This is a genomic window from Bradyrhizobium sp. MI1.10 (genome assembly GCF_055811035.1).
Genome location: NZ_JBVVPN010000009.1, coordinates 108,084 through 133,724, shown reverse-complemented (window position 1 = coordinate 133,724; position 25,641 = coordinate 108,084). Strand labels below are relative to the sequence as shown.

The window sequence follows — 25,641 nt, the reverse complement described above, 5'->3', positions numbered from 1 at the left end:
CGTCTCGAAAGAATTGTCGGAGACCCGTCCCGACCGGCATTCGAGAGCATGCCGCTATAGATCATGCGTCTGGCCAAGACCCCATGGCCGGGTCACGCTTGGGCTTCGGGGACGGCGCAGATGAATAGATACGGGCAGCGCGGACAGCGAAAGTCGTCCGGCCTTGGCTCGAACTTGCCGTTGCGGATGTCGTCGATCGCGGCGACGCAATCGTCGATCCGTTTGCCGAACTTGGCCTTGGTCTGTTCGATCTTGAGCACGGTGCCGGTTAACAGGTAGTGATTCTCCAATCGCGCCGTCTTACCGAAGGTTTCTTCGACGGCCTTGAGGAGCACCGTTGCTGACAGTCGGTCGGCGTCTTGCTTTGACTGACGGCCGGAACGGATTATGCGGACTACCGATGCCGTGCCCTCGCGGATGACGCGATCCGCGTCGTGCTTGATGGTCTCGGATCCGATCTTCGTCGACAAGACGCCGCTACCGCTCGCCGCGCCTGCGCTCGATAGATGCAGGCGGTCGAGCATCGCCGTCGTGAGCCTGCGGTAGGCGGGGCCGAAAGGGTGCTCCTCTAGCTTGCTGTCCGTCCACGCTTGCTCGAAGACCGCCTTCGCCTCGGCACGGTCGTACGTGACGCCCTGCGGCAGTTCGCGAACGTATCTTAGGACCCTTTGCAGGCAACCGTGCGCGTCTAGATAAGCGCCAGTTCGCGAACGACGGGATAATTGAAGCACCGACTCGTAGAAGAAGCGTCGCGGACAGCCGGTATAGCGTTCTATGTCGGCGGCGGATAGTTCGGCCGGAGCCGGAGGCGTCAGGATGGGGGCGTAGGTCCTCATGGGGATGGTGCGTACAATCCCGGCGGTCCGATCGGCCCGCGGCGCATCGAGGCGCTCGAGAAAACGGGATGGACTCGCGTTTCTTCCGTTGCGGCTGATCGGGCGGTAAAGGCGCAGATGCGACTTCGCCCGGGACATCGCAACGAAGAAGATGCATTCCTCCTCCGCCTCGTGCGCATCGGCGTCTTCCGTATCGACCATGCCGGTCGGCGGCGGGCAGACCGACGGCCGGTTCGGCGCCGGCAATGCCCCTGCGTATAGGCCCGGAAGATGCACGACTTCGAATTCGAGACCTTTCGATGCATGGACGGTCATGAGGCGGACGCCGTTCAATCCGTCCAATTCAGGCGGCAGATGTCTGAGATCGCGCTCGTCGGAGAGCAGGATCATGTGCCGGATGCGGTTCAACGCTCGGCGGATCGGCGATCCTCTACCGTGCGAGGGCATATTGCGCAGGAGATCCAGGAGCTGTCGAACGGCGACCCGACGGAGTTCGTCGGACGGCGTCTGGCCCGAAAGCACGGTCCTGATGTAGTCGCTTCGGTCAAACAGGAAACGGCTCAAGGCGAGCCACGCGGTCGTGCCTTGGGAAATTCCCTGCAGGTGCTGGGCGAGGCGCACGAGGCCGGCACGACCCGCGGGCGAGAGCTCCTCAACCCCTTCGAGCTTCCGGAGGTAGTCGAAGACGCGCTCCTCCGCCGTTTTTGCTAACCCGAGAACGCGAAGGGTATCCTCGATCGGCACCTTGTACTCGGGCAGCTCCGCGATCCTGACGAGACCCGTCCCACGTTCGTCCGCTATGAGGGAAAGGATCGACAGCAGATCCCGGACCTCCGAGCGCTCGAACAGAGGACCGAGATAAAGCACGGGTATGCCGCGTGCCTCCATCTCCTCGGCGAACCTTGCGAGCGACCCGTTTGAGCGGGCCAAAACCGCCTGATCCCGCAGAGCCGTGCCGCTCGCCTCGAGTTCGCGCACCGATCCCGCGAGCAGGTCCATCTCGTCGGTCGCGTCGGTACCTTGGATGACCGTCGGCCTTTCTCCGCCCGCTCCCTTCTCTGCGCGAAGATCCGCAGCGCCCGCAAACGTGCGGACCTTCATGGTCCCCCCGAATCCGGAGTAGAGGTCAACGATCTCCTTGGTCGAGCGGTAGTTGACCTCCAGCCCGTCCCTCAAGCCTTTAGGATAGTCGGTCTCGAACTTGGCGATGTTCGCGGCCGACGCTCCGCGAAACCGGTAGATCGATTGGCGCGCGTCGCCGACCGCCCACAGATTCTCTCCATCACCGACGATCTCCCGGACCATCATGGCGCTCGCGCGGTTCACGTCCTGGTACTCGTCGATATGCACATGCGTGAACTTCGAGCGCATTGCGTCGCGGAAATCGCGATCGCCGCGCATCATCATCGTCGGACGCATGATCAGGTCGCCGTAGTCGACCGCTCCGTCGGCGATCAGTTGCTTTTGATAGTGCTCGTATACGACGGCGACCTCGCCGGCCTTTTCCGCCGCGACGCGCTCATCCTCGGATCGCGCTGAAGCTTCCATCGCGGCTGCGGCGCGCTGGTAGTCTTCCCAGCTCCAGAGCTCGTCCTTCGCGCGCGAGATCGCCCGCAGTATGTCGCGTAGCGCGAGCGCAGGCTCCAGCAGGTTGAGGAAGTGCTTCATCTCCAGGGCCGGAAGAGCTTCTTCGAGCATCGCGACGCTCTCGCTGGCGTCGACGATCCTCGGATCCTCCGATACGCCGAACAGCGCGTGATGTTTCCGGATCGTGTCTAGACCGAAGGCGTGGAACGTTCCGGTCCAGACGTTGACGGCCTTAGGTCCCACGGCCAATTGCACTCGTTCCGAAAGCTCGAGCGCCGCCCGGTTCGAGAACGTGAGCGCCAGGATGTTGGCCGGCAGCACGTCGTCCTCGATCAGCGAGACGATCCGTGCAGTCAGGGTCTTCGTCTTGCCGGTGCCGGGACCCGCCCGAACGAGAGCTGGCCTGCCGCGGTGGGTGATCGTGCGGTTTTGAGAGTCGTCGCAGGGAGGGACAGGCCTTTCTTCCGCTTCGACCGGCGCCACATCGGGTAGAAGCAGTCCGTCGGCGAGCTGCTGCAGCGTCGTCTCATCGCGTACATTGAGGTCGAGGGAGATGCGCGACGCCGGCTTGCCTCCTATAAACAGACTCTTCGCCAGATATCGCGGCAGCACCAATTCGCGGCCGAAGACGTTTGCCTGCGCTTCGCGCCTTTCCTTGATGCCGTACGTCTCGATCCGCTGTCCCGGGTCGCCGCCGTTCGCTTCGGAGCGCGGATAGTAGCCTCGCTCCGGGCCGTCATGGATCTTGAAGTGACCGATCTCGTGCGCGAGTACCTCGGCGAGAACCGGTTCCGGTAGATCGTTCCGCACGAGAATGGTCTTGAACTGCCGATCGAGGAGGCCATGGGCTCCCTCGAGCTCGACGTCGTCCGCGGGCAGGGCTCTGATCTTGAGCGCCAGATGCTCTGCCGCCTGGCGCGCGACTTCGATAGCTGTCTCGGTATCGGCCACGGCAGCTTCGGCCCTCAACGATCGGGCTAGAAGGCGGATGGCGGCGAACTGTTCCATTCAGATTCCCAGATGAGCGAGCCAGAACTGCTTGTCGGCCGGCGTGAGGTCCGAGTTGCGGATAGCTTCGGCGAAGGAGATGCGGCTGCCCGATCTTCGGCCGGCCGGCGCGAAATAATCGGCCGTCGCTACCGTGGGAACGGCCGTCAGAAACGACCAAACGTCCTTCACGTGCGCGCCGGTCGCCTCGGCGAGCAGAGCGATCAGTTTCGCAGGGATGGTCATCTCGTCGACGAATCGCCGTACGATCAGACGGAGGATGGAAGTGTCGATCCGACAGGCTGCGGCGATCCTTTCCAGGTCGCCGATATCTGCATTCTTGAACGGATCTTCCGATCCTGCGTCTGATAGCTTCCAGAACAGATCCAACAGCATGTCATGTTTCGATACCGTCTGTCCGATACCGAGCGCATCGTCGGACAGATCGCTGCCATCGCTCGCGAACCAAGCCTCCGCGAAAGCAAGAATTTCGTCACGGGCCTGAGGATTTGCCTCGGCGATCGCCTTCACGCGATCTCCGCTGGCGCCGCCTTCGAGCTCTTCGTGAACCAGGGCCAAGATGTCGTCCAGCCCGTCCATGGACGTAAGGTTGTCGCTCATTTTATGCTCTTTCCCGCGCTCGCCGCGCGCGCAAATTGGGTATCGCGAGCGCCTTTTCCCGCGCGCTCTTGAGGAGGTACCGGATATTGCGATCGCTGCAGCCCATCTTTTCACCTGCTTCCTTTTCGGTAAGGTCGAGCTGCAGGACGTAGAAGACGGCTTGGCGCTCCTTTTCGGTGAGGCGATCCAAGACCTCTTTGAGTTCGACTCTCGCTTGTGCGAGAGGCATCGAGCTATCGGCTACGAAGCCGAGCGCGTCGGCTGTTTCCTCGCCGGTCGCCTCGGAGTCGGCCTCGACGAGATCCTCGCGGGATATCTCGGTCCGAGCGCGCAGACGGACAGCCGCGATTGCCGTCAGGTAGAGGCGCTCGGCCCCGGTCTTGAAGCTCATCTCGAAGATGTCGAGGCGATCCAACTGCATGAGCCTGAGGGCCTTGTCCTTGACGAACTCGTGGACACGTTCGCGATGGAGCTCCGACATTCCCCGCACAAGAGGCTCCCCCGACCGCTGAAGCCTCGAAAAGAACGCCACGATCAGCGAATCGTATTCCGACCCGGGCCGATTCGGCTTGAAGTTGCGGAGAAGGTAGACGAGCGTCTGCGGCCGAAGCTTGCCTTCCGCGGCCAGGCCAAAGGCTTGCGGAAGGGGCCATTCAAGGACGGCCTTGATTTCCTCCTCGACCTCGCGGTGGCGGCGGTAAGGCCGACCATCCTTGTCCTTGCCGATGAGTGGCTTCACCGAGCTCTCCTCTGCAGTGTCCATGTTGCCAACTCGATCTGGCCAGCCCGGCGAAACCGGAAGAAGAAATCTTTGTTCTCAAAGCAACGGCGGCAGAGACGGGGCTAAAAACCTCAACTATCTGATTTGATTTGATTTATTGTGATTCAGCCGTGCGGCTCCTCGCAGTTCTGCCTTACGAATCGCACATGTGGAGACCATGCGACTGGGCCTCCTGGTTGTCGTTGCCCATTAGATACAACCTACATACTCTGAAGATCGCGACACGGGTACCGACAAGACGAAAGATGGAGCTCCCGCCTCTACGATTTCGCCGCCGATCGGGTATCGACCGCAACGACATCATGGCGGGATCGATGGCCGCCTGAACCGTAGGGCTACGCCCTGGGGCCACACCAGAAGCACCTGGCGTGCAGCAAGACCTTATTTTACGGGGCTTTCTCGAAGCCGTTTTATTATGGCGGAGAGGGAGGGACTCCCGGTCCAATTTTCGCCCATCCGCCAATGATGTGGGCACCGATGTTCCACTGGCCTCCTGCCAAGGCGCCTCCGCTAAGCCAGCTTCGCCGAGCTATGTGGGCATATAGTCGCGCGCTCAAGGCCAATCGAATTACGGCTCCTTAACGTTGTGGTCTGTAGGCTGGGGCCCCATGCAATACACCGATGTGAAGTCCATCAGTCAGCAGGCGATGTGCCGGTACTGGGCACGCGTGGCCGGCGATCAGCCCTTTCCTGCGCTTGATCAGTTCAGACCCGAAGCACGGCTTCATGACCCCAAACAACTTGTCATTTGGAGCGTCGAGCGCCATGCACACGGGCACACGGGACACTTTCCGCCCGGCTGAATCGGATCAACATGAGCCGAAAGCACCGTGAATGGAACGCTTTTCAGATACCTCGTGGCCGGCGCCCCCGCTATTGTGCGACTAAACCGGGCTACTGGGTATGCTGACCTCGAGAGAGATGATTCAAAACGCAGCGGAACTGGCCGCGATGGCCGAGGCATTGGGGCGCTCGACGGACTACCGGTTGTTACGGCGCCTCGTCCCGCGGTCGATATCCACGCCAACCATCGGGCAAGAGACCAGGGTCGGGATCCTGTTGGACACTGAAACGACTGGACTCGATCACCGAACGGACGAACTCATCGAGCTCGGGATGGTCAAATTCGACTACACGCCGGACGGCAGGATCGCCGGGGTCAGGGACACTTTCTCGGCCTTCAACGAGCCATCAGTGCCGATCCCTCCCGAGATAACGGCGCTCACCGGCATCACCGACAAAATGGTGGCCGGCCAAAAGATCGACGATGCCGCCGTGAACGCCTTCGTCGACGATTCCGTGGTCGTGATCATCGCGCACAATAGCCGGTTCGATCGGAAATTTTCCGAACGCTACTGGCCGGTCTTCGAACAGAAGGCGTGGGCATGCTCCGCGACGGAGGTCGATTGGCGCCAGCACGGCTTCGATGGAGCGAAACTCGGCTACCTGTTGAACGGCGCCGGCTACTTCCACCAGGCGCATCGTGCCGTCGACGACTGTCACGCCCTGCTTGAGATCTTGGACTTCGACCTACCGACGACCGGCGCGCCGGCGCTGGCCGTCCTGCTCGACACGGCACGCCGGAAGACGGTCCGGATCTGGGCGGAGCACTCGCCGTTCGAGTTGAAGGATTCGTTGAAACGGCGAGGCTATCGCTGGAGCGACGGTACGGATGGCCGGCCCAAGTCCTGGTACGTCGACGTCGGCGAGTGCGCCGTCGACGACGAGCTCGCATTCCTGAAGGCGGAGATCTACCTGCGCGACGTCGAGCCGCGTCTGCAGACGCTGACTGCCTTCACCCGGTTCTCCAGCCGTATCTGAGGCGGCAGCCGGGAAGTAGCCGCCACTTGGGCGTCAGCGCCCGAGACCCTTCTCGACCCGCTTGCGTGAGTTGCCGACTTTCTTGACCGCTTTCTTGACGGCGGACGCGGACTGGCCGGTCTTCTTTGCTTCATAGCCGACTTCGTACTTCTGACCGCCGGCGACGCGCGCCCGGTCCTGCTTGCGTCCTCTCGCGGTCTTCTTGGTCGCCTTCTTCGCTGCAGCCATCGCTTTCTCCTCGAAGTGTTTGAGACAGTGCAACGCCGTCAAGGATTCGCCGGTTCCGGAACGATTCCGTCTGTGCCACTTTGAATCACCGTTGCGTGGAGTTTGTCCGTGGCGTTTCAGCGTAAGAAGCCGGACGCCGCCCTTGGCGAGAAGGCACCGTTTCCGGATTTCGTCGAACCGGCCTTGGCATCCTCGATCGAGAAGGTGCCATCCGGGTCCCGATGGATTCAAGAAATCAAGTTCGACGGCTACCGCGTGCAGGTCCATCTCCACAACGAGGCGGTCAGCCGCCACCTCTACCTTCCGCAAGCGAAGGTTGCAAATGTCCGCAGGCAACGCCCGCCACGGCCAGACGCTGCACCACGGCCTGCACGCGGTCCGGGATCTTGATTGACAATTCACCCGACTGGTAGAGGCCGAGGACGCGCTCGCGGAGCGCCGCATTGAACGTCGAAACGTCCGGCTAACCGCGTTCGCGCATGCGTTGGCGCTGCGCGCGCTTGCGCTCGGCCGCGGTCTTCGGAAAAGGTTTGTCGCTCATGCCCGAACAAGGCCAGAGCGGAATCCATCAAACTACCGCAGTTTGTGACTGGTCACGGCAAGAACACGACAAGCGAAAGCCCGCGCAGGAGGTCGACCGGGGTCGGGCTGCACGGGCTTCGCCCGCGGATCTACACACGTCACCGGGGTGCGTGAAGATTTTCCGATCCTGCGCGTCCATGCGTCAACGCTTCATGTGCTGGCAGGACTTATCGGCCTTCCGGTTATCCGGTCCGACGAGCTTTCGACGCAGCTTGCGCAGCACGTCCTGCGCCTCCGAAATCGAGAATCCACGGGCCTGCAGGTCTTCCATCGCCCGTTCCAGGATCGTGCCTTCGAGCTTGTAGATCGCCCGGAAGTCCGGATGCGCGGCGAACGCCACGGCCAGCGCGCGGCCCACCTGGTCGAGGGTCGGCCGGCGCCGGGCGTCCAGCCTCGTCCGCCAGTGCGCCGTGCGCAGGCGCGCCTGAGCCTTGACCACCTCCGGCGGGACGCGGGCCATGCGCTTGACGAACTTTCCGTCCGGGCGGTCCGGATTCCGGAAATGCTCCGCCTTCCTGGTCTCGTCGATCGATGCAACGATCCTGTTGATTTCGTCGGACCTCATTCCAATCCCCGCTGACACACCGTGTCGACACTGTCCCTCGTGGAATTACGGTGACCGGCTGAAAAGAGCAAGGATTGAACGGGTGGTCCGGATGACCGGGGCTCCGCAGGGGTGACCGGCTGCTTGGCGCTGGCGCCTGGGAAGGCCTGCGGACGCGACCGGATGACCGGCAGGAAAGGATGATCGAGGCTCGGGCCGGACGACCGGAAGTCGGCTCAATGCCGACGGCGACCCGCCCAGGAGGAACGGTCGAGAACGAGCGCCCGGAACGCCGGATCGTTGGCCAAGTCGACTCCATCGTCGGGACGGCGACGGGCCTTCGCTGCGCGCCATGCGGCCACGGCCACGGCCCAGTCATCGCGCTGGCGGCAGGCCTCTTCCCACAGCGTCATGGAGTCCTTGTCCACGACCCAGGCAGGGTAGACGATGGTTTGGGCCGGATTCCGCACGGGCTTGGCCGGGACCGTGACCGGATCGACGGTGACGGCCCCTTCGGACGGGGTGACGGGCGAAGACTCGATAGACTGGCTGGGCTGCGTTTGATCTGAGGTCTGAGGGTGGACTTGATATCTTGCAGCCTGCTGGACAATCAGGAGAACGTCATCGAAATGGTCGTAAGCCGTTGCCCGCTTTACGATTCCGGCGTCGATGAGCTCGTGGACAATCTCGGATTTGACGACGGGGACGCCGGAGGACAGGCGTCGTTCGATCGCCTCGGCGATGAGGCCGCGGTTGACCCGCATCTTGTGCTGCTGGGTGGAGGTGCCGGCCCGCCCCTTGATCAGGTCCTCGCGGGCTTTGCGCTCCGCGGCGGTCGCCGTGGGCGGCAGCGGCTCGAGGTCTTCGTTGTCCTTGGCGTCCCGGCCGCGGTTGCAGAACTCGCCGATCTCGGAGGGGGTCTGCCCCAGCTGGAGGACGAACTCGCGCTGGGCGGCGATCACTGACCTGACCGCCTTGGTGTCGCCGTGGAGTTCGATCAGGCGCTGGGTCACCACGCCGTCGGTCTGGCGATACAGCCAGTCGGCGAATGGCAGCACCTGGCCGGGGCGGCACTTGCGGACGGCAGAGAGGTAGGCGGGATCTTGTGTCGCCATGGCGGACTTGATGTAGAGGCGGCGGTAGGTGCAGCCGTCGTGCCAGATCGCGAGCGATTCCTTGGGGTCGGCCCCGGTCTCCTTGGAGGCCTTGTGCAGCTTGGTGCGGCGGATCATGTCGCGGCGGTCGCAGTTGAGCGTCGGCAGGAACTTGCGCCAGGCATCCATCGTCTGGAAGTAGTCGTCGCAGACCTCGATGCTCCAGCCGATGGCCAGCATGTTTTTCGTCTTGTTGATGTTGGTGTGGCCGCCGTCGGCGCCAATCGGGATCAGCAGATTGACGATTGCCTTCTGGATCATCTCGTGCAGTTTGCGCTGCTTCTGCTTGCTGAAGCCCAGGACGCGCGCGCCCGGCGGCAGCATCCAGACGAGATGCGCCCCGTCGACGCCGGTGCCGTCCTCTTCGCGGCCGCGATAGGTGATGGCATTCGGCATGAACTCGGGCGTCAGCACCTTGCGGAGATCGGCGCGTAGCGCGGCCATGTCCACCCACCAGCCGTCGAGATCGACGACGAAGGCCGTGCAGCGGCACTTGTCGAGCACGACATGGCTGCTGTCGAGCGCCCAGATGCGGTCCGAGCCGGTGAGCTCAACCGTCTTGTCGATGCCGTAGGTGACTCCGCGGCCCTTTTCGAGCGCTCCATTGAACAGCTTGAGCGTGATCAGGTTGAGCCAGCTGCGCATCGCAGGCGCGGGCGTGCCGTCCTCGTGGTGGAATTCCTCAACGGCAGGGGCGTAGTTTCGGTCGGCAAACCAGCCGCTGAGTGTGGCGCGGCGGATGCGGGCCTTGCGCTGAGCGGAGCTGCGGGCGGCCAGGATGTGCGCCAGCAGTTCCGGATCTTTGATGTAGTTTTCCCAGCCCGGGGGCGGCGTCTTCGGTTCCGGTCGCTTGGGCAGCGGACGGCCCTTCTCCAGCGCGCGCTTGCAGCGCGCCTGATGCTCGGCCTCGACCTTGTCTTCGCGAGCCTGCCAGAATGCCTGGCACTCAGCAGCGACCGCCTTCGCCTTCTCGATGACGGCGTTCCTCGCGCGCTCCTCGACGTCGAAGAACCGACGCCACCCTTCGGCCGTCGAGGCGTCCGTGTGCGGGACGACGGGCTGGACCGGACCGGTGACGCGCTCGACGCGGTCGCCGACGCGACGGGTGATCACCGGCGTGTGGCGGAAGATCTTGCGCGGCTCAGGCGCCTCGTATGGGACCGGCTTGCTGACGTCGGGACAGGGGATATCGCCCGGTAGGATGGTCAGCATGCCGCCGCCACGGACCCTCGCGTTCGGGGCCGGCGGCGGGTCGACCTCGGCCTGGCGGACGGGCCCGGTCTTCCACCCGATATCGAGCAACGGGTCATCCGCAGCGCAGCGCGCAGCGTGATCGATCGCATCGGTAGGATTAAGGTGCAGCATCGGGTCCGCGGGTGAGATGGACGCGAATCCTTGCCCGGGCGAAGGCCGAAGTCAAGCAAGGATTCGAAATACGCTAGCTGTGGCAAGGGCTTAGTGGTAGCAACTTCTGACGGTGCTTGACGGTATAATGATGCCGCACAGGATTGGGACCGCATCCGGACGCATTCGAGATGATATTACGAGAGTCGAATTATCAAAGACTCGAATTGATGGCTGACGTTGCCACCATTGGATTCGGGGAGCGCCTCTGCCGCAGGCATCGCCCGAATTTCGGCGTGCACGCGACAATTCGACTCTCGGAACGTCAGCCACAGTCTTGCCTCACCTATGGCCGTCGCGCCTCATTTGCGCGCGCGTCTCATCAACGTATTCCGCCGGCTCATCGAGCCCGCTGTCGGGTACCCGTATCCCCAAAAGATTTTCGTTGAGGGCGACCCATCGGCTCCAGGCGGCCCCGAAACGCACCGGGTCGCCGGCCTTGGAGATCGGCGGGCCGTCCGTCAGGATTCGACCGTGAGGGTCGAGCCGGGGATTCCGGGGGTCCGCCGACAGGTAGGCGACTAACAGTCTCTCAATGTACCTCGAGCGGCTCTCGCCCCGCTCGCGAGCCCGGATGTCGACGAGGTCGAGCAAGGGCTGGTGCATCCGCGTGACCAGACGTCCCTCGCGCGCCGTGTCGTCGGCGCCGGATGGACGGGAGGGCCGCGGCAGCTTCGAGGTGCGCGTTTTCGAATCCTTCACCATGCCTCCGAGAAACCCTGGATGTGTTGTAACACTGTATGTACAGTGCGGCGTCACGTGGACCACGAACGCCGGAGCGATAGAACATGGATTCGAAGGATTCGTCTAGCGACGCCGACCGTGCCGAACTGCTCCGCCTGGTCGCCGAGGACCGCGCCGAGAGCGCGCCGCCGCGCACCGCACGGCAGGGACCCCCCCAGGATGCGCTATCGCACGCTATCTTACACCTCGCAGCCACTTCGGAGCGCCTCCGATGAGGCCGCGATACGACCACCCGGCCCTGCAGTTGCTTACGTTCTCACGGTGGGACGACGCCTTCGCTCATCTGCGGTCGATCTCGGAAATTCTGCTTGGGCCGGCACGCTCGCTGGCGCTGCTCGACGCGTCCGACGACCGCAAGGCGGTGCGCAAGGAAATCCAAGCCGCAGTCGACGCGCTCTATGCCGACGGCTCGCCCGCCGTTGGGGCGCTGGCGCTGGCGTGGTCGATGCTGACGGTGAACCCGCGGCAGCCACACACATTCTGGGGCGTCCTGCCTCAGCTGCAGTTCGCGCTCGACGCCGCCGACCTGCCGAAAGACGACGACGCCGAAGTGCGCGCGCGCATCCGCGTCTGGTGGCGCGCTGCGGAGGGCAAGTGGCCCGAAGCGGCGGTCTCGATCTTCCGCATCGCCGACCTCGAGGCGCAGAAACGCGACGACGACAACGACCCGCCTCTCGCGATGTGGGCCGGGCCCATCTCGACGTCGCAATCGCTGTTCGCCGATCTTGGCCTACCGACGCTCGTGGTCATGCCCAAGGATAAGGCCGCCAAGCTCAAGGGTGAGCACGCTGCGTGGAAGGAAATCCTCGACGCCGCGCTGCCGCTGGTGGTCGCGCGCGACCTCGCGGCCGTGCGCGCGACGTTGCGCGCCGAGTATCCGCACGCTGTCACTGCGGTGGACCTGCTGCTGCGCGATCTGCGCGAGGGCGAGCCCGTGCGCATGAAGCCGGCGATCCTGGTCGGGTCATTTGGCTGCGGCAAGTCGCGCATGATCCGCCGCCTAGGCGACCTGCTTGGGATCGGTGTCTTCAGATTCGATGGTGGAAGCTCAAGCGACGGCGTCGGCTACGGTGGTACGCCCCGTGGCTGGTCCGAGAGCACGCCGTGTGTGCCTGCGCGCGCGGTGCAGGCCTACAAGATCGCCAACCCGATCGCGGCCGTAGACGAGCTCTGCAAGGCCTCGGCCAACCCACGGAACGGCGCGCTCTGGAGCGTCCTACTCAGCCACCTTGAGAGGGAGACATCAGCGCGCTTTCGTGATGCCGCATTGGATGCCGAACTAGACCTCAGTTTTGTAAATCACTGCGCGACCGCCAACTCCGTCGATCCGCTGCCGGCGCCGCTGCGCGACCGGTACCGGATTATCCGCGTGCCCACGCCGACGCTGGCGCACCTGCCGGCGCTCGCCGCCAACGTGATGCGCGATCTCGCCGCCGAAGACGAGGCCCGCGCCGGCGACGAGCCGCTGGCGGCGGACGAACTTGCCATCATCGGCAAGGCCTGGGGGCGGTCGAAGTTCTCGATGAGGGCCCTCCAGAAGATCGTCACAGCCACGCTAGAGGCCCGCGATCAGCATGCGATGAGGCACTGATGACGAAGACCGATGCCAGGAGCGACCTGCTGCGCGACATGGAGTCCTACACCTGCGGCGAGATGCCCTCGCCGCTGGCGATGCTGCGCGCGCCGCGTCTAGAGGACTGGGAGGCGCGCATTGGACGCAGAGGAAAGGAGTTCGTTTTGCTCGTCTACGGCAACGTCTACAAGCACCACGACCACGCCGATGGCGATGCTATCAAGACCAGCGCCGTGGCCTGGTTCGACCGCAAGTTCAGGTTCGTCCGGACGCACAACAGGATCTACGCGCTCGGCCAGCCGGCTGGCGATCCGATCCCGCTCGAAGGGATCGAAGACGAATGAGGCTAAACGGCCTTCACTTCACAAGAGACGCGTTATCTAAATTGCTCGGGAGGGATGCCGAAAAACGTCTTTTGCCCCGGCGATACGTCTTTTACTCCGACGCGAATTTCCCGCTCGGTAACTTTGCGCGCGTGGGCGGCGATCGGCGTCGGAAATTTCCCGCTCGGTAACTCTCCCGGGATGGCATTTGACAGCTGTCATGGATCCGAAGGAGCCGGACGTCATCCAGCTTTACGACATCTACATTGAAGAGCAGTGGGTCGGCTCGCGACGCACGGAGAAGCAGTGTCTGGACGTCGTCAGGCAAGCCGGCAAGGCCACGCTAATCTTCGGTCCGCTAAGTCCGAAAGTCCGGCCAGCACCCATCCTCCTCATGACGCCCCGTCCTGATTTCGCAGCCCTCATCGAGTAGCCGCTGCCCGACCTGACGCCAGCGGGCGTCGGCGCCGAAGCGCGCGATCGCATCGTCGCGCCGGATCTCGATCACCCGGCCGCACCGCTCGCACGCGACGCGCAACAGATCGCTCCGGATCTCGCCAAGCGGCCTGGCGGGGTCCGGCCTCGACGTCACCGCGCGCGGATCCGACAGCACAGCGGCCCACCACGATTCCTTGTCGTCGACGACTTCGCGCCGGCGCTGCGCCTCGGCGATCTTCCTCGCGGTGTCCTCGATGCACTGCTGCTTCGGCGTCGGAAAGCGCCAGCCCGCAGGTCTTTGCCCAGCCATCTCTAGTCTCCTTGTTGGCGCTCGGCGACATTGGATGCGTAAGCCGCAAAGCTCCAACAGCCAGAAGCTCGGTCTCGGACCATCGGTTGGCGCCCGTACGGAGCCGGAAAAGGTCGGGTGCGGTGCGCAGGTACCGCATGGTTCCCGCAGCACGAGATCGCCGAACGGCAACACGCTCGCTTGCTTGACGTGAGAACGAATAGAGAACAAGATCGATCCCTCCCGCGCAATAGGAATCCTTCATGACCGCCGCCGAGCAGCAACCGACCGTCGACGAAGCTGCCGACCTGCAGGCCGCCGCCGACCAGGCGATCGAGGCCTGCGGCGGCGATCTGCGCGCCACGATCATCGCGCTCATCGTGGCGAACGGCATGCACGAGCAGGAGCTCTATGACGTCTACGCGAAGGCGTCGAAAGGATTCCTGCGGGGGCGGTGCCGACGCGAGCTTCTACCGCTGCCAGTGCGGCCGCGGAGACCACTCCGGAATCTCGACGACGAGATCCGGAATGAAGGCGGCGTTCTCGGCCAGGCCGTTTCCGCGCGAGTAGCCTCGCGGGTTGCAGACGATGCGGGTGTCGCCGACCATGTAGTCGTGGTTGTCGTGCACGTGACCGTGGATCCACAGCGCCGGCTGATGCTCCGCGATGACGGCGGAGAGATCGCTGATGAAAGACGCATTGATGGCGTCCCCTTCGTAGCGCTCATGCAGCGAGCCCGGGTGCGGAGCGTGATGCGTGACCACCACGGTCGGGCCGTCGTACTCCTCGGCCAGGCGATCGGTCAGCCAGCGCCGTTCGGCGATGTGGCGGCGGTAGGCCTCGGGCGGCGTGAACGGCGCCGGGAATTCCGCGCCGCCCGAGGTCCGGATGAACTTGTGGTCGTTCATCTGCAAGCCGGCCCGTAGTCCGTGCGCCTGGCTGTCTGCTTCGAAGCGATAATCGGTCCACAGCGTGCAGCCCAAGAACCTGACGCCGTTGACGACGGGCACCGCGTCGGCATCCAGGAACGTCACGTTGGTGCCGCGCGCCGCGTCGCGGATCCGGGCCGCGGCGTCCTCCAGAATGCTGCCGTAATATTCGTGGTTGCCGGCGACGAACAGGATCGGCTTGTGCCACACCGCGCGCTGATTGGTCAGCCAGCTCACCGCCCGATAGGCGTGGTGGACGTCGCCGGCGAACACCGCGACGTCGAACTCCAGGCCCTGCGGCACGTCGTAGTCGTGATGCCAGATTTCGCCGTGCAGGTCAGATGCGATGAAGAGCTTCATGGCCGGACGATCGTGCCGCCGGCGGCAAGAGGCAAGGCTGCTCAGCCAGTATGTGACAAATTCGGGTCAGAAAACGAGATCCTGACCCGCCGTTGTCACTTAAGGATTCGGACTCGCGCCGGCGTCTCAATGATGGCAACGTGACCGGGCTTCGGTGCCGCGCAAGTGCTACACCGGGCTGCTACACCGTCTCTGCCGGCGGTTTTGGAAACGCCTTGTTTTGTAGGGATTCTGCGTCGTCGCGGTGCGATGGCGGAGAGAGTGGGATTCCCTCTAGTTGTACAGAAAAATCAATAAGATCAATTGATTATCAAGAAACACTCTCCCCCGTTTAGTGTTGGAAAGTGCCGCCTTTTTTCAGGTCGTAAACGACGCCAAGGATTCAATTCTTCTTAGCTCACGCCCCTCGAAGAAGCTATAGCTCATCAGATCCCCCGAACCAGAAGCGCGCCGGCAAGCCGATCACGCCGAAGGCAAAGCCAGCCGCGAGCACCGTCGTCGACTTGATGGAGGCGCTAAACGCGTCAACCGGCGTTTCACAACGTAGGCTCAAGGTGCAACGAGGTAATGTTCGGCCCAATCGCCTTTGGGGATGGCACCGCCGAGCGAGTATTTGAACTGTTCGATCTTGAGGCCATCGGCTGAGGTCTGGCACGAATAGGCGAGGTGATACCAGGCGTTGCCGCTTCGGACAGCCGCTCCTGACGCATCGACGACGGCGCCTGAGCTTCGAGGATCGCCGTAAGCGTAGGCAACGAGTTCGTCCGGGTGGAAGCCGCGGTGCTCGCGTCCAACAAGACCCATCGCGCGCCTGTTGCAGCGTTGTTCGACGCGGGCCCCGAGATCCAGCTTCATCATTTGCTCATCGGAAATGGTTCGCCCAACCGCTTGTGACGAGACCAAGGTCGTCGCGGCGAGGGCGACAGGCAAAAGAAGGAATGATTTCACAGTGATTGGCTCCAGATAGGGGAACTGGAGAAGGGAGAAATGTGCCCATCTTGTGGCGATGGCTGATACGTTCCTGCAATCTGGTAGGCCTTCGCCATGCTGCAGCACTCCCCTCTTCGCCCCTTCGGGAGGGGACCGTCGGCGTCTTCGTTGCCGATAAGCCCGATTGATTGCCGCGCGCTTCGCTTGCCGCGGTAATCAGAAAATTCAACTGCGCCTAACGAGGCTCGCCGCCTTTGGCCGATCGGTCCTCACGAACGCCGGTGGGCCGCTTCCATCCAACAGCGGATTCACCTCGCGATGGTGCCCTGACCGCTGTCGCCAACCACGGCCGGTTCTCCGGCCGCCGCGACAATGGACGCCCAATCACCGGCGCCGCAACGAAGTGCTGGCCGATGGCCACATGGTCGGCGGCGAGACGTCCGCAAAGAGCCACGCCGATGGTACTCGATGAAATGCGGATTGCGTGCTTGCGGAGGTCGGTGCGCAGCCCGGATATCCAAGGGCGACACTCTCGATCGCTGCATCATTGGCCAACATTGTCATGATCACTTCTTCGGCGCACGCATCTGATCCGCGTCTGGCTGGATGGCGCCTCCCACCAACTCGTCCGCGTTGGACGAGCGTCCGGCTTTAACGGTGACCTCCTAACCGATGTTGAGACTCGTCGCCATGCCGGAGTACGCCGGTATCAGCAGATCATCGGGTTGTCGCCGAAGTCGCAAACGCCCCCGGGAGCTGTCTCTGACGAATCAACGTGGTGCGTTGGAGTGCCGGCCCGCCTGTCGACAGACGGGAAGCCGTTGAAAGCGCCTGGATTGGCTTCGCGCGTGACGTGCCGCCGAGCAATGTTACTCTCGCGAGCCGCGCCGGGTGTTACGAGCATGGCGGTAGCAATCAATGCACCCGCCATCAGCTTGATTTTGGTCATCTACTTCTCGTCCGGATGCAAGCGGCCCAAGACGCTTGAGCCGCTCCAGACAAGATGCGAGCAGATACCTGGCTTCCGAACGCACAACTGGCTCGCGATCATTCAACGCATTGTGAGCCTCTCGCAATGACCATCCACGCAATCGGCAGAGGACCACACGGCTTGTCGACCGCTGGACAACACGCCGGGTCGAGCACTTCTCGACATGCCGGTGATTCGTCAGTCGGCTGCTTGCGTACTTGCGTAGACTGGCTGCGCGTCGGCTGATCGACATCGCGTCGGGTACGCCACGGGAAAATCGGCGATACTCATGCTGGCGTGCGGCAGCAAGAAAACCGAAAGCTAACAAGTCCGGTGATGTCTCGATCTATCGAGATCCTCTCGTCGTTTTGAAACAGCGTGAGAGGATGTTCCTTTGAACGGCCAGCCGAGGTTCGCACTTGCTGAGAGAGACGCAAATCCCGGCGCTGATTTCGGAGAGAGAAACTTTGATCTGACTTCGACACGCTGAAAATCTGGTGCTTTGCCCAACTAAGGAAACGAGTGATGAAACGACTGTTGACAATGCTGGTTACGACGACACTTGCGGCAAGCCTGCTTACGGCGACGGCAGAGGCACGCGGTGGTGCCGGCCACATGTGCGGCTTTGGAGGTGGTCATATGGGCGGTTTCGGTGGAAGTGTCCATATGGGTGCAATCGGTGGCACGCACATGGGTGGTTTTGGCGGCGGCCGCATCGGCCCGGCTAATCATGTGGGCGCCTATGGTTCGGGTTTACACCATGATTCCATGCACCGTTTCGGCGGCGTCTGGCCGAGGTACGGTGCTATCTTCGACAACGGCCTTGACTGCTACGATCTCTACTATGGTCGTCCGCGCAATCTCTGGCCACCATACTGCGGCTGACGGCGAGAACGAGCCACTGTATCGGGTGGAGGTTTCCGCTCCCGTGCCGATCCCTTGCCGCCTCCCTCGGTGGCGGGCTCCTCGGATGCAGAAGATCAAGGCGTCGCACTCACTCTCGGCAGGATCAAACGGCCTCCCGCCACCTGAACTCTTTTTTAATTGGATTTGCCTCCGGCGCCACCAACTCGGTGTTCGGGACGTCGACCCTGAATGTGCTCGACGGCGTGACGATCCGGTCTCACGAACAAACATTAGGAAGAGCGGTCAATGGCCAATGCAGAGGCGAATTCGGGGACCGGCCGGCGACGCGGGCTGTGCGCAGGCCGGATCGGTTTTATCGGTCTCGGACGAATGGGGACCGCGATGGCGGCAAATCTCGCCGCTGCCGGTCAAGACGTGGTCGCTTATGTCCGGCGCCCGGAGCAAAAAAGAATCCTCGAGGCGCTCGGCCTTGTGCCGACGACAAGCTTTAGCGACCTGTTCGAGCGCGAGCTGGTCATCAGCATGCTGCCTGACGATGCAGCCGTTCAACAGATCGCGTTTGGTCGAAAGGATCTCGGCATTGCCGGCCTGCTCATGGGCTTGATGCCGCGTGCAATCCATCTCTCGATGAGCACGATCAGCCCCACAACGGCGTCCCAGCTGGCAAGCGAACATGCACGAAATGGTCAGAGCTATGTTGCAGCCCCTGTATTCGGAAACCCTGATGCCGCGAAGGCCCGCCAGCTGTTTGTCATTGCCGCCGGCGCGCCGCCGGAGCTCGCGCGCTGCCAGCCGATCTTCGATCTGCTCGGCCAGCATACTTTTACGGTAGGCAGCACTCCGGCGACGGCCAACTTGATCAAGCTGGCCGGCAACGCCATGGTCGCGGCCAATCTGGAAATCCTGGGGGAGATTTGTGCGCTCGCCCGCAAACGCGGGCTCGATGCAGAGGAACTGCTGGCCATCATGACGGGCACAATGTTCGGAAGCCGTTTCCACCAGATTTATGGCAGCAAGATCGCAGGACAACAATACCGCACTGGCGGCCTCGTTTTCCCACTTGCGCTCAAGGACATGCGTCTGGTGCTCCAGGAGGCGGAGCAGGCAGGCGTGCCGATGCCGACTCTCAGTGTCGTTCGCGACCGCTTCATCACCGGAATAGCGCGTGGATACTCGGAGCTGGATTGGTCTGCGCTTGGCCTGCTGGCCGCCGAGGAGGCCGGACTGAGCGTCGCGCCCGGGAAATCTCCTGCAACCACAAAGCTCGGAAGCCCAACACAGGAGCCGCTTCATGCTCGATCGACCCGATAAACGTGAGCTGCAAATTGAACACGTCAACATTCCCGGCACCAACATCAACGTGTCGCGCGTAGCACTTGGCACGTGGGCGATCGGGGGTTGGATGTGGGGCGGGACCGACGAGACCGAATCGATCGCGACGATCCGGACCGCCATCAAACGCGGCATCAACGTGATCGACACCGCTCCCGCCTACGGATTTGGGCACTCCGAGGAGCTCGTTGGCCAGGCACTCGCAGAAGGCGACCTGCGGGCACGCGTGGTCATTGCAACCAAAGTCGGTCTTGAGTGGAGCCAGGGATGCGTGTTCCGCAACGCCTCCCGAGCTCGCATCCTGAAGGAGGTCGCCGATTCCTTGCGACGGCTTCGGACCGATTATATCGACGTCTACCAGGTGCACTGGCCGGATCCCCTTGTGGAGATCGAAGAGACTGCCGAGGCGATGGACAGTTTGCTGCGGCAGGGCAAGATCCGCGCAATCGGCGTCAGCAATTTTTCGGTGATGCAGATGGAGCGCTTCCGCCGGGTTGCGCCGCTGCATGTCGTGCAGCCCCCTTACAATCTCTTCGAGCGCGGTATCGAGGCTGAAATCTTGCCCTACTGTCGCGAAAACAACATCGCGACTTTTGGCTACGGTGCGCTTTGCCGGGGCCTGCTGTCGGGCCGCATGCGCCCTGATACAGTATTTACAGGCGATGACCTTCGCGGCAGCGATCCAAAATTCGGGCAGCCCCGTTTTGCGCAATATCTTGCCACCGTCGGACAACTTGACGACCTCGCTCAACAACGGTTCGGCAAGCGTATCATCCACCTGGCGATCCGCTGGATGCTTGACCAGGGAATTACGAGCTCGCTATGGGGCGCCCGCCACCCAGACCAGTTGCAACCGGTTGACCAGGTAAGCGGATGGCGTATCGACGCCGCGGCGAAAGCGGAGATCGATCGCATCCTCGAGGCCACCATTCGCGATCCCGTCGGGCCCGAATTCATGGCACCGCCGGCCCGCAGCAGGGTGGCATAACCGACAAAGGGGCGACTTCGCGCTCGATCCAACGCCCCTCGCTTGCCTGCACGTGAACGGCGCCGCCTCATTCATGTTGGCCAAGCGGTCGAAAATGGCCCACCTTCGGCCGGTGAAGGCTGATCATGCGCGTGCAGGGCCAACGCGGCCGAGGCTGGTCTTGAGGAGATGCCGGAGGCCAGAGAGGAGCGGGCAACTCGCCAGGCGGCTGCTCTGGCGCGGTTCGGCAAGCCGCTGGCCTCCGCGACCGTCATGTCGGGGCCGGTCAAGGACGGCCTGCTGCCTCGGCGAGTACTCGCGGTAGCCATTCAGGAGATGGAGGCCGCGTGTCGCTCGAGAGACTGGTGCATGTCGGGGTGGCTGCCGGCGCCGAGGAGGTCCAGCAGGTCACGCAGCCCGATCGCAAAACGCGGACTGTTGACGCGGAGGATGCGGATGAAATTGGCTTCGGGCGCTTCGGCGCGTGCCGCCCGACCACACGAGCAGCACGCGTATTCGCGCGTATCGATCAGCTGACCTTGGCCGCGTCTCCACCGGTGACTGCGAATTCGCTGCCGGTTACCAGCGCAGCGGCGTCGGATGCCAGGAAGACCGCCACCGGCGAGATATCTTCGGGCTGCAGCCATCCCACCTGAAGCGGCACAGTCGGAGCCCGAGCGTCCCAGGTTTCCTGCGCGGTCGGATGCGCTGGGGGTTGGCGATTAGATTGTGCCATTGCCGCCCGGAACCGCTGCTCATTGTAGGTCAAAGGCGTGCCGACCAGTCCCGGCAAGATTGCATTGACGGTGACGTTGTGTCGACCGAGCTCCAGGGCAGCCGATTTCATCAGCCCCAATATGCCCCACTTTGACGCGGAATAGCTTGCCCCATCCGCTGTGCCCATTCTGCCTTGCATCGAAGAGAGCAGGATGATGCGTCCCTGATTGCGGGCGACCAGCTTGGGTCCAAAGGCGCGAACGGTGTTGGCGGTCCCGTTGAGATTGTTCTCGATCTGGTCGCGCCAGTCCATGTCGTCCATTTCCATCAGCGGTTTCCAACCCTGAATGGCGGCATTGGCGACAACGATGTCGATCTTTCCGTGTTCACGCTCCACTTTCTCGGCAACTGCTCGCAAGGCCCTCATGTCACGAATGTCCGCTTTGGCTGCGGTGCCGCGCCGGCCATACTTCTCGATCTCGGACACTGTCTCGGCGAGTTCTGCCTCCGTGGCCGGAATTGCATCGGCAGTCGGGCTGACCGGTCCTGCAATGTCGAGGGCAACAACATCAGCACCATTGGCGGCGAATTCGACGGCAATCGCACGGCCAATTCCGCGGGCCGCACCGGTCACCACCGCGATCTTGCCGACCAGCGCCGATCCGCGCCCCGGCAGGATCGGCCCGGCGGTTCTTCTGGCAGGAGGTTTCGGATAGGGCCCGCTGACCGGCTCGGCTACCGATGCACGCTTTATTGGTTCGGCTGCTGCAACGCCGCCTGATAGCGCCAGGCCTGTTGCCGCCAGCCCTGCGCCGACCAGCACCGCGCGCCGTCGCACACCATTGCCGGTAGGTTGAAATTCAACGCGAGGATTCTCGCTCATTGGAAAGCTCCTTTTAGCTCAGTCGTCGTGTCCGTTGATTGCCGATCCGGCGATCGCCTTCAGCGGGTCGCTGGTGCAGGCTGCTCAGTCTTCCTGAACGGCGGGATTTGACCGAATTCACTTCATGTGCATCGCGTTCATTGCGCTTGGAGAATTCGCAGCATCCGGCTTTGGGCTCGATGGCGGCGACGGCTTATCGTTTGCCTGCGACTCTTCCCCGATGGCGCGGCGCATGATCGATATCTCCTGCTGCTGTTGCGCGACGATGTTCTGCGCCAGCCGCCGAAGTTCTTCGTTGTGACCGTATTTCAGCTCGGCGCGCGCCATATCAATCGCGCCTTGATGGTGAGGAATCATCATGGCAGCAAAGTCATGGTCCACGTCACCAGTTGGTTTGACAAGCATCGCTCTGGTCATGTCACTCATCGCCAGGTCATTGTCGACCATGAATTGCTGCTCGCTGCGACCGGCGCTGCCTGTGCCGGGGTTCGCGCTTGTTGAATTCTGTGCCCACGACGGTGAAGCTGCAGCCGTTAGCAGCATCGTGGACAGCAAGATTGTGCGCGAGGAAAGTGCCATGTTGACCTCCAAAGGGATGACCCGTTGCCAGCCGGACTGATGAAATGCCAGGCTGTCGATTTCTCGAAGTCGGGGCACCAGATGGCGCATTCAACTAAATTTGGATTTAGGTTTGATGAGCGGGGCTCCAGTCGGACGCAGAGCTACCGAGCGCTCAATTCAAATTGATGCTTAAAGTTTTTGCTTGGGGCGAGTGCGCCACCTCCCTACTTCGCTCCTGTCATTAACCCGCTCGGTGCACGGCACTTACGGCTCTTTCATCGCGGCGTCATCGCGCTCCAACCCGGCAAGAGGCTTGGCGATCGGAGCGCAAGGCAGGAATTGTACGATGGCAACGACTTCCTTGAACGTGAACGGTAAAGTCGCTTCAGTAACCGTCGACGATCCTGATACTCCCCTGCTTTACGTGCTGAGAAATGAGCTTGGTCTGCATGGACCGCGCTTCGGTTGCGGCCTCGGCCAATGCGGCGCCTGCACCGTCCACGTCGATGGAACGGCAGTTCGGTCCTGCGTTACACCGCTGTCCGCAGTGTCCGGCAGCGTCGTGACGCTCGAAGGCCTCGGCACGGCCAGCAATCCCCATCCGCTGCAAAGCGCGTTCATCGAAGAGCAGGCAGTCCAGTGCGGCTACTGCATCAACGGCATGATCATGCAGTCGGCGGACCTTTTGGCGCGCAATCCGAAACCGAGCGAGCAAGACATCAAGACAGAACTGGCGAACAATTTATGCCGTTGCGGAACGCATCTGCGGATTCTGCGCGCGGTCATGCGCGCTGCGGCAAGCTCGTAAGGAGACGCGCCATGGACGAGATGATCAATCGGCGCAAGCTGTTGCAGGCAGGTGGCGCGCTCATTGTGGCCTTCAGCCTGCCGATGGCACGCGCCGCTACGCCCGCCGCCGGAAAAACCCTGTCGACCGATCGGGTCGACGGCTTCCTTGCTGTCGCACACGATGGAACAGTGACGGTCTATTCCGGAAAGGTCGATCTCGGCACCGGCGTGCGGACCGCATTGACCCAGATCGTCGCGGACGAGCTTGACGTCCCAATGAATCAGATCACGATCATCGAAGGCGACACCGCGCTCACGCCGGACCAGGGCACGACCAGCGGAAGCTTTTCGATTCAGAACGGCGGCATGCAGCTGCGCCGCGCTGCGGCCACGGCGCGTCGAGCCCTTCTGCGCCGCGCTGCCGCGCAGATGGATCGCGACATTACCACACTTTCGATCCGAAACGGCGTGGTCACTGCCGCAGGCGGCGAAGGGCTGCCGATTGGGAGTCTCGTTGAACCGACTGCCCTTGCTCTCGACATCGAAAAGGATGCGCCGCAGAAGGCGCCCGGCGACTACACGATCGTCGGCAAGCCGGTGCGCCGCCTGGATATTCCGGCAAAGGTGGATGGCCGCTTCACTTTCATGCAGGATTTCAAGCTTCCCGGCATGCTGCACGGCCGAGTGGTGCGTCCATCGGGGTTCGGTGCGACGCTCGTCTCCTATGACGAGTCTTCAATCGCCGACATACCTGGAATTGTGAAGGTCGTCCGCATCAGCAACTTTCTTGGCGTCGTCGCCAAAAGCGAATGGAGCGCAATCAAGGCCGCCCAACAGCTGAAGGTGACCTGGTCAAGCTGGAATGATCTCCCGGACCAGGACAAGATCTGGGAGCACGTACGCAATACGCCCGTCGTGCATGACGATGTCACCAGCCGTCTCGGCAGCTCGCGCGCGGTCCTTGGTGCCGCGCCACGCAAGCTTCGGGCAACGTATGATTTCGCGATCCACACCCACGGCTCGATCGGCCCGTCCTGTGCCGTGGCGACCTTTATCGATGGCAAGCTCACCTGCTGGACCGCCTCGCAGGCGACACACGATTTGCGCAAGCAACTGGCTGCGATGCTGGCAATATCCGACGCGGACGTTCGCTGCGTCTATGTCGAGGGCGCGGGCTGCTACGGCCGCAATGGGCACGAGGACGCCGCGGCTGATGCGGCGCTGCTGGCGCGTGCGGTGGGCAGGCCGGTTCGGGTGCAATGGATGCGCGCCGACGAGCACGGCTGGGATCCCAAGGGACCGCCGACACTGCTGGACATGCAAGCCGGGGTCGATCCGCAAGGAAATCTGGCGGCGTGGGAATCGGAGCTGTTCGTGCCTGATGGATCGGCGAGCTTTGTGCCGCTCACCGGTGCCGACCTTGCCGGGCTCAACAGTCTCGGCAAGCTCAGCCCCGGCGGCGTGCTCAATGATCTCTCGATTCCGTATGACATTCCAAACGTCACGACGACCGCTCACCGGTTGCAGTCGACACCCCTGCGACCTGCCTGGATCCGCTCGCCCGGACGCCTGCAAAATACCTTTGCCAACGAATCCTTCCTTGACGAGATCGCGGCGAGCATTGGCGCGGATCCGCTTGACATTCGGCTTCAATATCTCGCGGACGCGCGCGGCAAGGAACTGCTGGAGCGACTGGCTAGGCTCAGCAAATGGCGTGAGCGGCGAAAACCGTATCGCAATGCCGAGGTCGTCACGGGACGCGGGCTTGCCTATGTGAAATACGAGCTGGTGCGCACCTATGTCGGCGCCGTCGCCGATGTGGAAATCAACCGTAAGACTGGCGCCCTCGCGGTGAAGCGCTTCTACGTGGCGCATGATTGCGGCCAGATCATCAACCCTGACGGGCTGCGCAACCAGATCGAGGGGTGCGTTGTCCAGACAGTCAGCAGAATTCTGAAGGAGGAAGTGACCTTCGATCGCTCCATGGTCACCAGCCTTGATTGGGCCAGCTATCCCATTCTGACCTTCCCTGAGATCCCGGAGGTCGTGATCGATCTGATCGATCGCCCGCAAGAGGTCCCCTGGGGCGGCGGGGAGCCTACCTGCGCCGTCGTCCCTTCGGCCATTGCCGGGGCCGTGTTCGAAGCGACTGGCGCACGCCTGCGCTCGGTGCCGTTCACGCCGCGAAAAGTGTTGGCGGCACTTCGCGCCAGCTGAACAGGCCACTGCGCGCTTGTGAGTTCGCCAACGTCTGCCCTGACCAGAGCGGCGAGCCTCACCTGAAACCCTCTGCGAGACACGAGCGGCCTCGTCCATGCAGGCGCGCGCCATAAAGTCGAATTTACAAAACTAAACTGGATTTAATGAAGCTCGGCTTCGTGCTAGGGCTATGTGGTTATTGTACAATTTCGGAACAGACAGTCA

Annotated in this window: 22 protein-coding genes and 1 pseudogene; 10 read left to right on the top strand and 13 right to left on the bottom strand. The window is 62.7% G+C overall.

The genetic code is table 11. The features are described 5' to 3' along the window. Positions 1-92: 92 nt before the first annotated feature. The 3 genes from AC0L3K_RS12095 to AC0L3K_RS12085 all read right to left on the bottom strand — a co-directional run bounded on the left by AC0L3K_RS12095 (position 93) and on the right by AC0L3K_RS12085 (position 4,770). Entirely contained in the window at positions 93-3,431 is a 3,339-nt protein-coding gene (locus AC0L3K_RS12095; protein WP_473366073.1) for an ATP-dependent helicase, read from the bottom strand. Beyond that, on the bottom strand, positions 3,432-3,941 hold the full coding sequence (locus AC0L3K_RS12090; RefSeq protein ID WP_473366072.1) for a hypothetical protein: 510 nt from the start codon (positions 3,939-3,941) through the stop codon (positions 3,432-3,434). A 91-nt stretch (positions 3,942-4,032) separates the two neighbouring features. Next, complete coding sequence (locus tag AC0L3K_RS12085) at positions 4,033-4,770, bottom strand: sigma factor-like helix-turn-helix DNA-binding protein (RefSeq protein ID WP_473366071.1); 738 nt, start codon at positions 4,768-4,770, stop codon at positions 4,033-4,035. A gap of 963 nt (positions 4,771-5,733) precedes the next feature. Between AC0L3K_RS12085 and AC0L3K_RS12080 the strand changes: the two genes are divergently transcribed. Next, positions 5,734-6,633, top strand: a complete 900-nt coding sequence (locus AC0L3K_RS12080; RefSeq protein ID WP_473366070.1) for a 3'-5' exonuclease — start codon at positions 5,734-5,736, stop codon at positions 6,631-6,633. Between the two features lie 33 nt (positions 6,634-6,666). Here AC0L3K_RS12080 and AC0L3K_RS12075 read toward each other — a convergent pair whose 3' ends face one another. Beyond that, positions 6,667-6,861, bottom strand: coding sequence for a DUF3606 domain-containing protein (locus tag AC0L3K_RS12075; RefSeq protein ID WP_279668556.1), 195 nt, complete (start codon positions 6,859-6,861; stop codon positions 6,667-6,669). 108 nt (positions 6,862-6,969) lie between these two features. On the opposite strand from AC0L3K_RS12075, the pseudogene AC0L3K_RS12070 reads away from it, so the two are divergent. Then, positions 6,970-7,146: pseudogene (locus tag AC0L3K_RS12070) on the top strand (non-homologous end-joining DNA ligase); the annotation flags it as partial. A gap of 439 nt (positions 7,147-7,585) precedes the next feature. On the opposite strand, the gene AC0L3K_RS12065 reads toward AC0L3K_RS12070, so the two are convergent. From AC0L3K_RS12065 to AC0L3K_RS12055, 3 genes are all read right to left on the bottom strand, one after another. Then, the gene (locus AC0L3K_RS12065) at positions 7,586-8,008 is read right to left on the bottom strand and encodes a hypothetical protein (RefSeq protein ID WP_473366069.1); all 423 of its coding nucleotides are present in this window, start codon (positions 8,006-8,008) and stop codon (positions 7,586-7,588) included. A 215-nt stretch (positions 8,009-8,223) separates the two neighbouring features. Beyond that, complete coding sequence (locus tag AC0L3K_RS12060) at positions 8,224-10,443, bottom strand: hypothetical protein (protein ID WP_473366068.1); 2,220 nt, start codon at positions 10,441-10,443, stop codon at positions 8,224-8,226. A gap of 384 nt (positions 10,444-10,827) precedes the next feature. Next, the gene (locus AC0L3K_RS12055) at positions 10,828-11,250 is read right to left on the bottom strand and encodes a hypothetical protein (RefSeq protein ID WP_473366067.1); all 423 of its coding nucleotides are present in this window, start codon (positions 11,248-11,250) and stop codon (positions 10,828-10,830) included. Positions 11,251-11,500: 250 nt separating this feature from the next. On the opposite strand from AC0L3K_RS12055, the gene AC0L3K_RS12050 reads away from it, so the two are divergent. Beyond that, positions 11,501-12,880 carry an AAA family ATPase gene (locus AC0L3K_RS12050; protein ID WP_473366066.1) on the top strand — a complete coding sequence of 460 codons (1,380 nt, stop codon included), beginning with the start codon at positions 11,501-11,503 and terminating at the stop codon, positions 12,878-12,880. Next, on the top strand, positions 12,880-13,206 hold the full coding sequence (locus AC0L3K_RS12045) for a hypothetical protein (RefSeq protein ID WP_473366065.1): 327 nt from the start codon (positions 12,880-12,882) through the stop codon (positions 13,204-13,206). The genes AC0L3K_RS12050 and AC0L3K_RS12045 overlap by 1 nt, the downstream gene beginning before the upstream one ends. Before the next feature lie 337 nt (positions 13,207-13,543). Here AC0L3K_RS12045 and AC0L3K_RS12040 read toward each other — a convergent pair whose 3' ends face one another. From AC0L3K_RS12040 to AC0L3K_RS12025, 4 genes are all read right to left on the bottom strand, one after another. Continuing rightward, a complete protein-coding gene (locus tag AC0L3K_RS12040; RefSeq protein WP_473366064.1) occupies positions 13,544-13,933 on the bottom strand; it encodes a hypothetical protein in 390 nt (129 codons plus the stop codon). A gap of 449 nt (positions 13,934-14,382) precedes the next feature. Beyond that, complete coding sequence (locus tag AC0L3K_RS12035) at positions 14,383-15,201, bottom strand: metallophosphoesterase (protein ID WP_473366063.1); 819 nt, start codon at positions 15,199-15,201, stop codon at positions 14,383-14,385. A gap of 549 nt (positions 15,202-15,750) precedes the next feature. Next, a complete protein-coding gene (locus AC0L3K_RS12030; RefSeq protein WP_240543132.1) occupies positions 15,751-16,257 on the bottom strand; it encodes a DUF930 domain-containing protein in 507 nt (168 codons plus the stop codon). A gap of 583 nt (positions 16,258-16,840) precedes the next feature. After that, positions 16,841-17,080, bottom strand: a complete 240-nt coding sequence (locus AC0L3K_RS12025) for a hypothetical protein (protein WP_143274133.1) — start codon at positions 17,078-17,080, stop codon at positions 16,841-16,843. 546 nt (positions 17,081-17,626) lie between these two features. Here AC0L3K_RS12025 and AC0L3K_RS12020 point away from each other — a divergent pair. The 4 genes from AC0L3K_RS12020 to AC0L3K_RS12005 all read left to right on the top strand — a co-directional run bounded on the left by AC0L3K_RS12020 (position 17,627) and on the right by AC0L3K_RS12005 (position 20,804). Further along, complete coding sequence (locus AC0L3K_RS12020; RefSeq protein WP_473366062.1) at positions 17,627-17,986, top strand: hypothetical protein; 360 nt, start codon at positions 17,627-17,629, stop codon at positions 17,984-17,986. 267 nt (positions 17,987-18,253) lie between these two features. Then, positions 18,254-19,279, top strand: a complete 1,026-nt coding sequence (locus tag AC0L3K_RS12015; RefSeq protein ID WP_473366061.1) for an NAD(P)-dependent oxidoreductase — start codon at positions 18,254-18,256, stop codon at positions 19,277-19,279. Further along, positions 19,260-20,288 carry an aldo/keto reductase gene (locus AC0L3K_RS12010; protein ID WP_473366060.1) on the top strand — a complete coding sequence of 343 codons (1,029 nt, stop codon included), beginning with the start codon at positions 19,260-19,262 and terminating at the stop codon, positions 20,286-20,288. Before AC0L3K_RS12015 ends, AC0L3K_RS12010 begins: the two co-directional genes overlap by 20 nt. Positions 20,289-20,456: 168 nt before the next feature. Beyond that, entirely contained in the window at positions 20,457-20,804 is a 348-nt protein-coding gene (locus AC0L3K_RS12005; RefSeq protein WP_473366059.1) for a citrate lyase holo-[acyl-carrier protein] synthase, read from the top strand. Here the strand turns inward: AC0L3K_RS12005 and AC0L3K_RS12000 are convergent. Together AC0L3K_RS12000 and AC0L3K_RS11995 are read right to left on the bottom strand one after the other, a co-directional pair. Then, positions 20,797-21,867 (bottom strand): SDR family NAD(P)-dependent oxidoreductase, encoded by a 1,071-nt coding sequence (locus AC0L3K_RS12000; protein ID WP_473366058.1) that lies wholly within the window; start codon positions 21,865-21,867, stop codon positions 20,797-20,799. The genes AC0L3K_RS12005 and AC0L3K_RS12000 overlap by 8 nt on opposite strands. Before the next feature lie 117 nt (positions 21,868-21,984). Further along, complete coding sequence (locus AC0L3K_RS11995) at positions 21,985-22,536, bottom strand: DUF305 domain-containing protein (RefSeq protein WP_473366057.1); 552 nt, start codon at positions 22,534-22,536, stop codon at positions 21,985-21,987. A 238-nt stretch (positions 22,537-22,774) separates the two neighbouring features. Between AC0L3K_RS11995 and AC0L3K_RS11990 the strand changes: the two genes are divergently transcribed. Both AC0L3K_RS11990 and AC0L3K_RS11985 read left to right on the top strand, forming a co-directional pair. Beyond that, on the top strand, positions 22,775-23,236 hold the full coding sequence (locus AC0L3K_RS11990; RefSeq protein ID WP_473366056.1) for a (2Fe-2S)-binding protein: 462 nt from the start codon (positions 22,775-22,777) through the stop codon (positions 23,234-23,236). Between the two features lie 11 nt (positions 23,237-23,247). Further along, positions 23,248-25,434: a xanthine dehydrogenase family protein molybdopterin-binding subunit gene (locus tag AC0L3K_RS11985; RefSeq protein ID WP_473366055.1), complete on the top strand. Its 2,187-nt coding sequence runs from the start codon at positions 23,248-23,250 to the stop codon at positions 25,432-25,434. Positions 25,435-25,641: the final 207 nt, after the last annotated feature.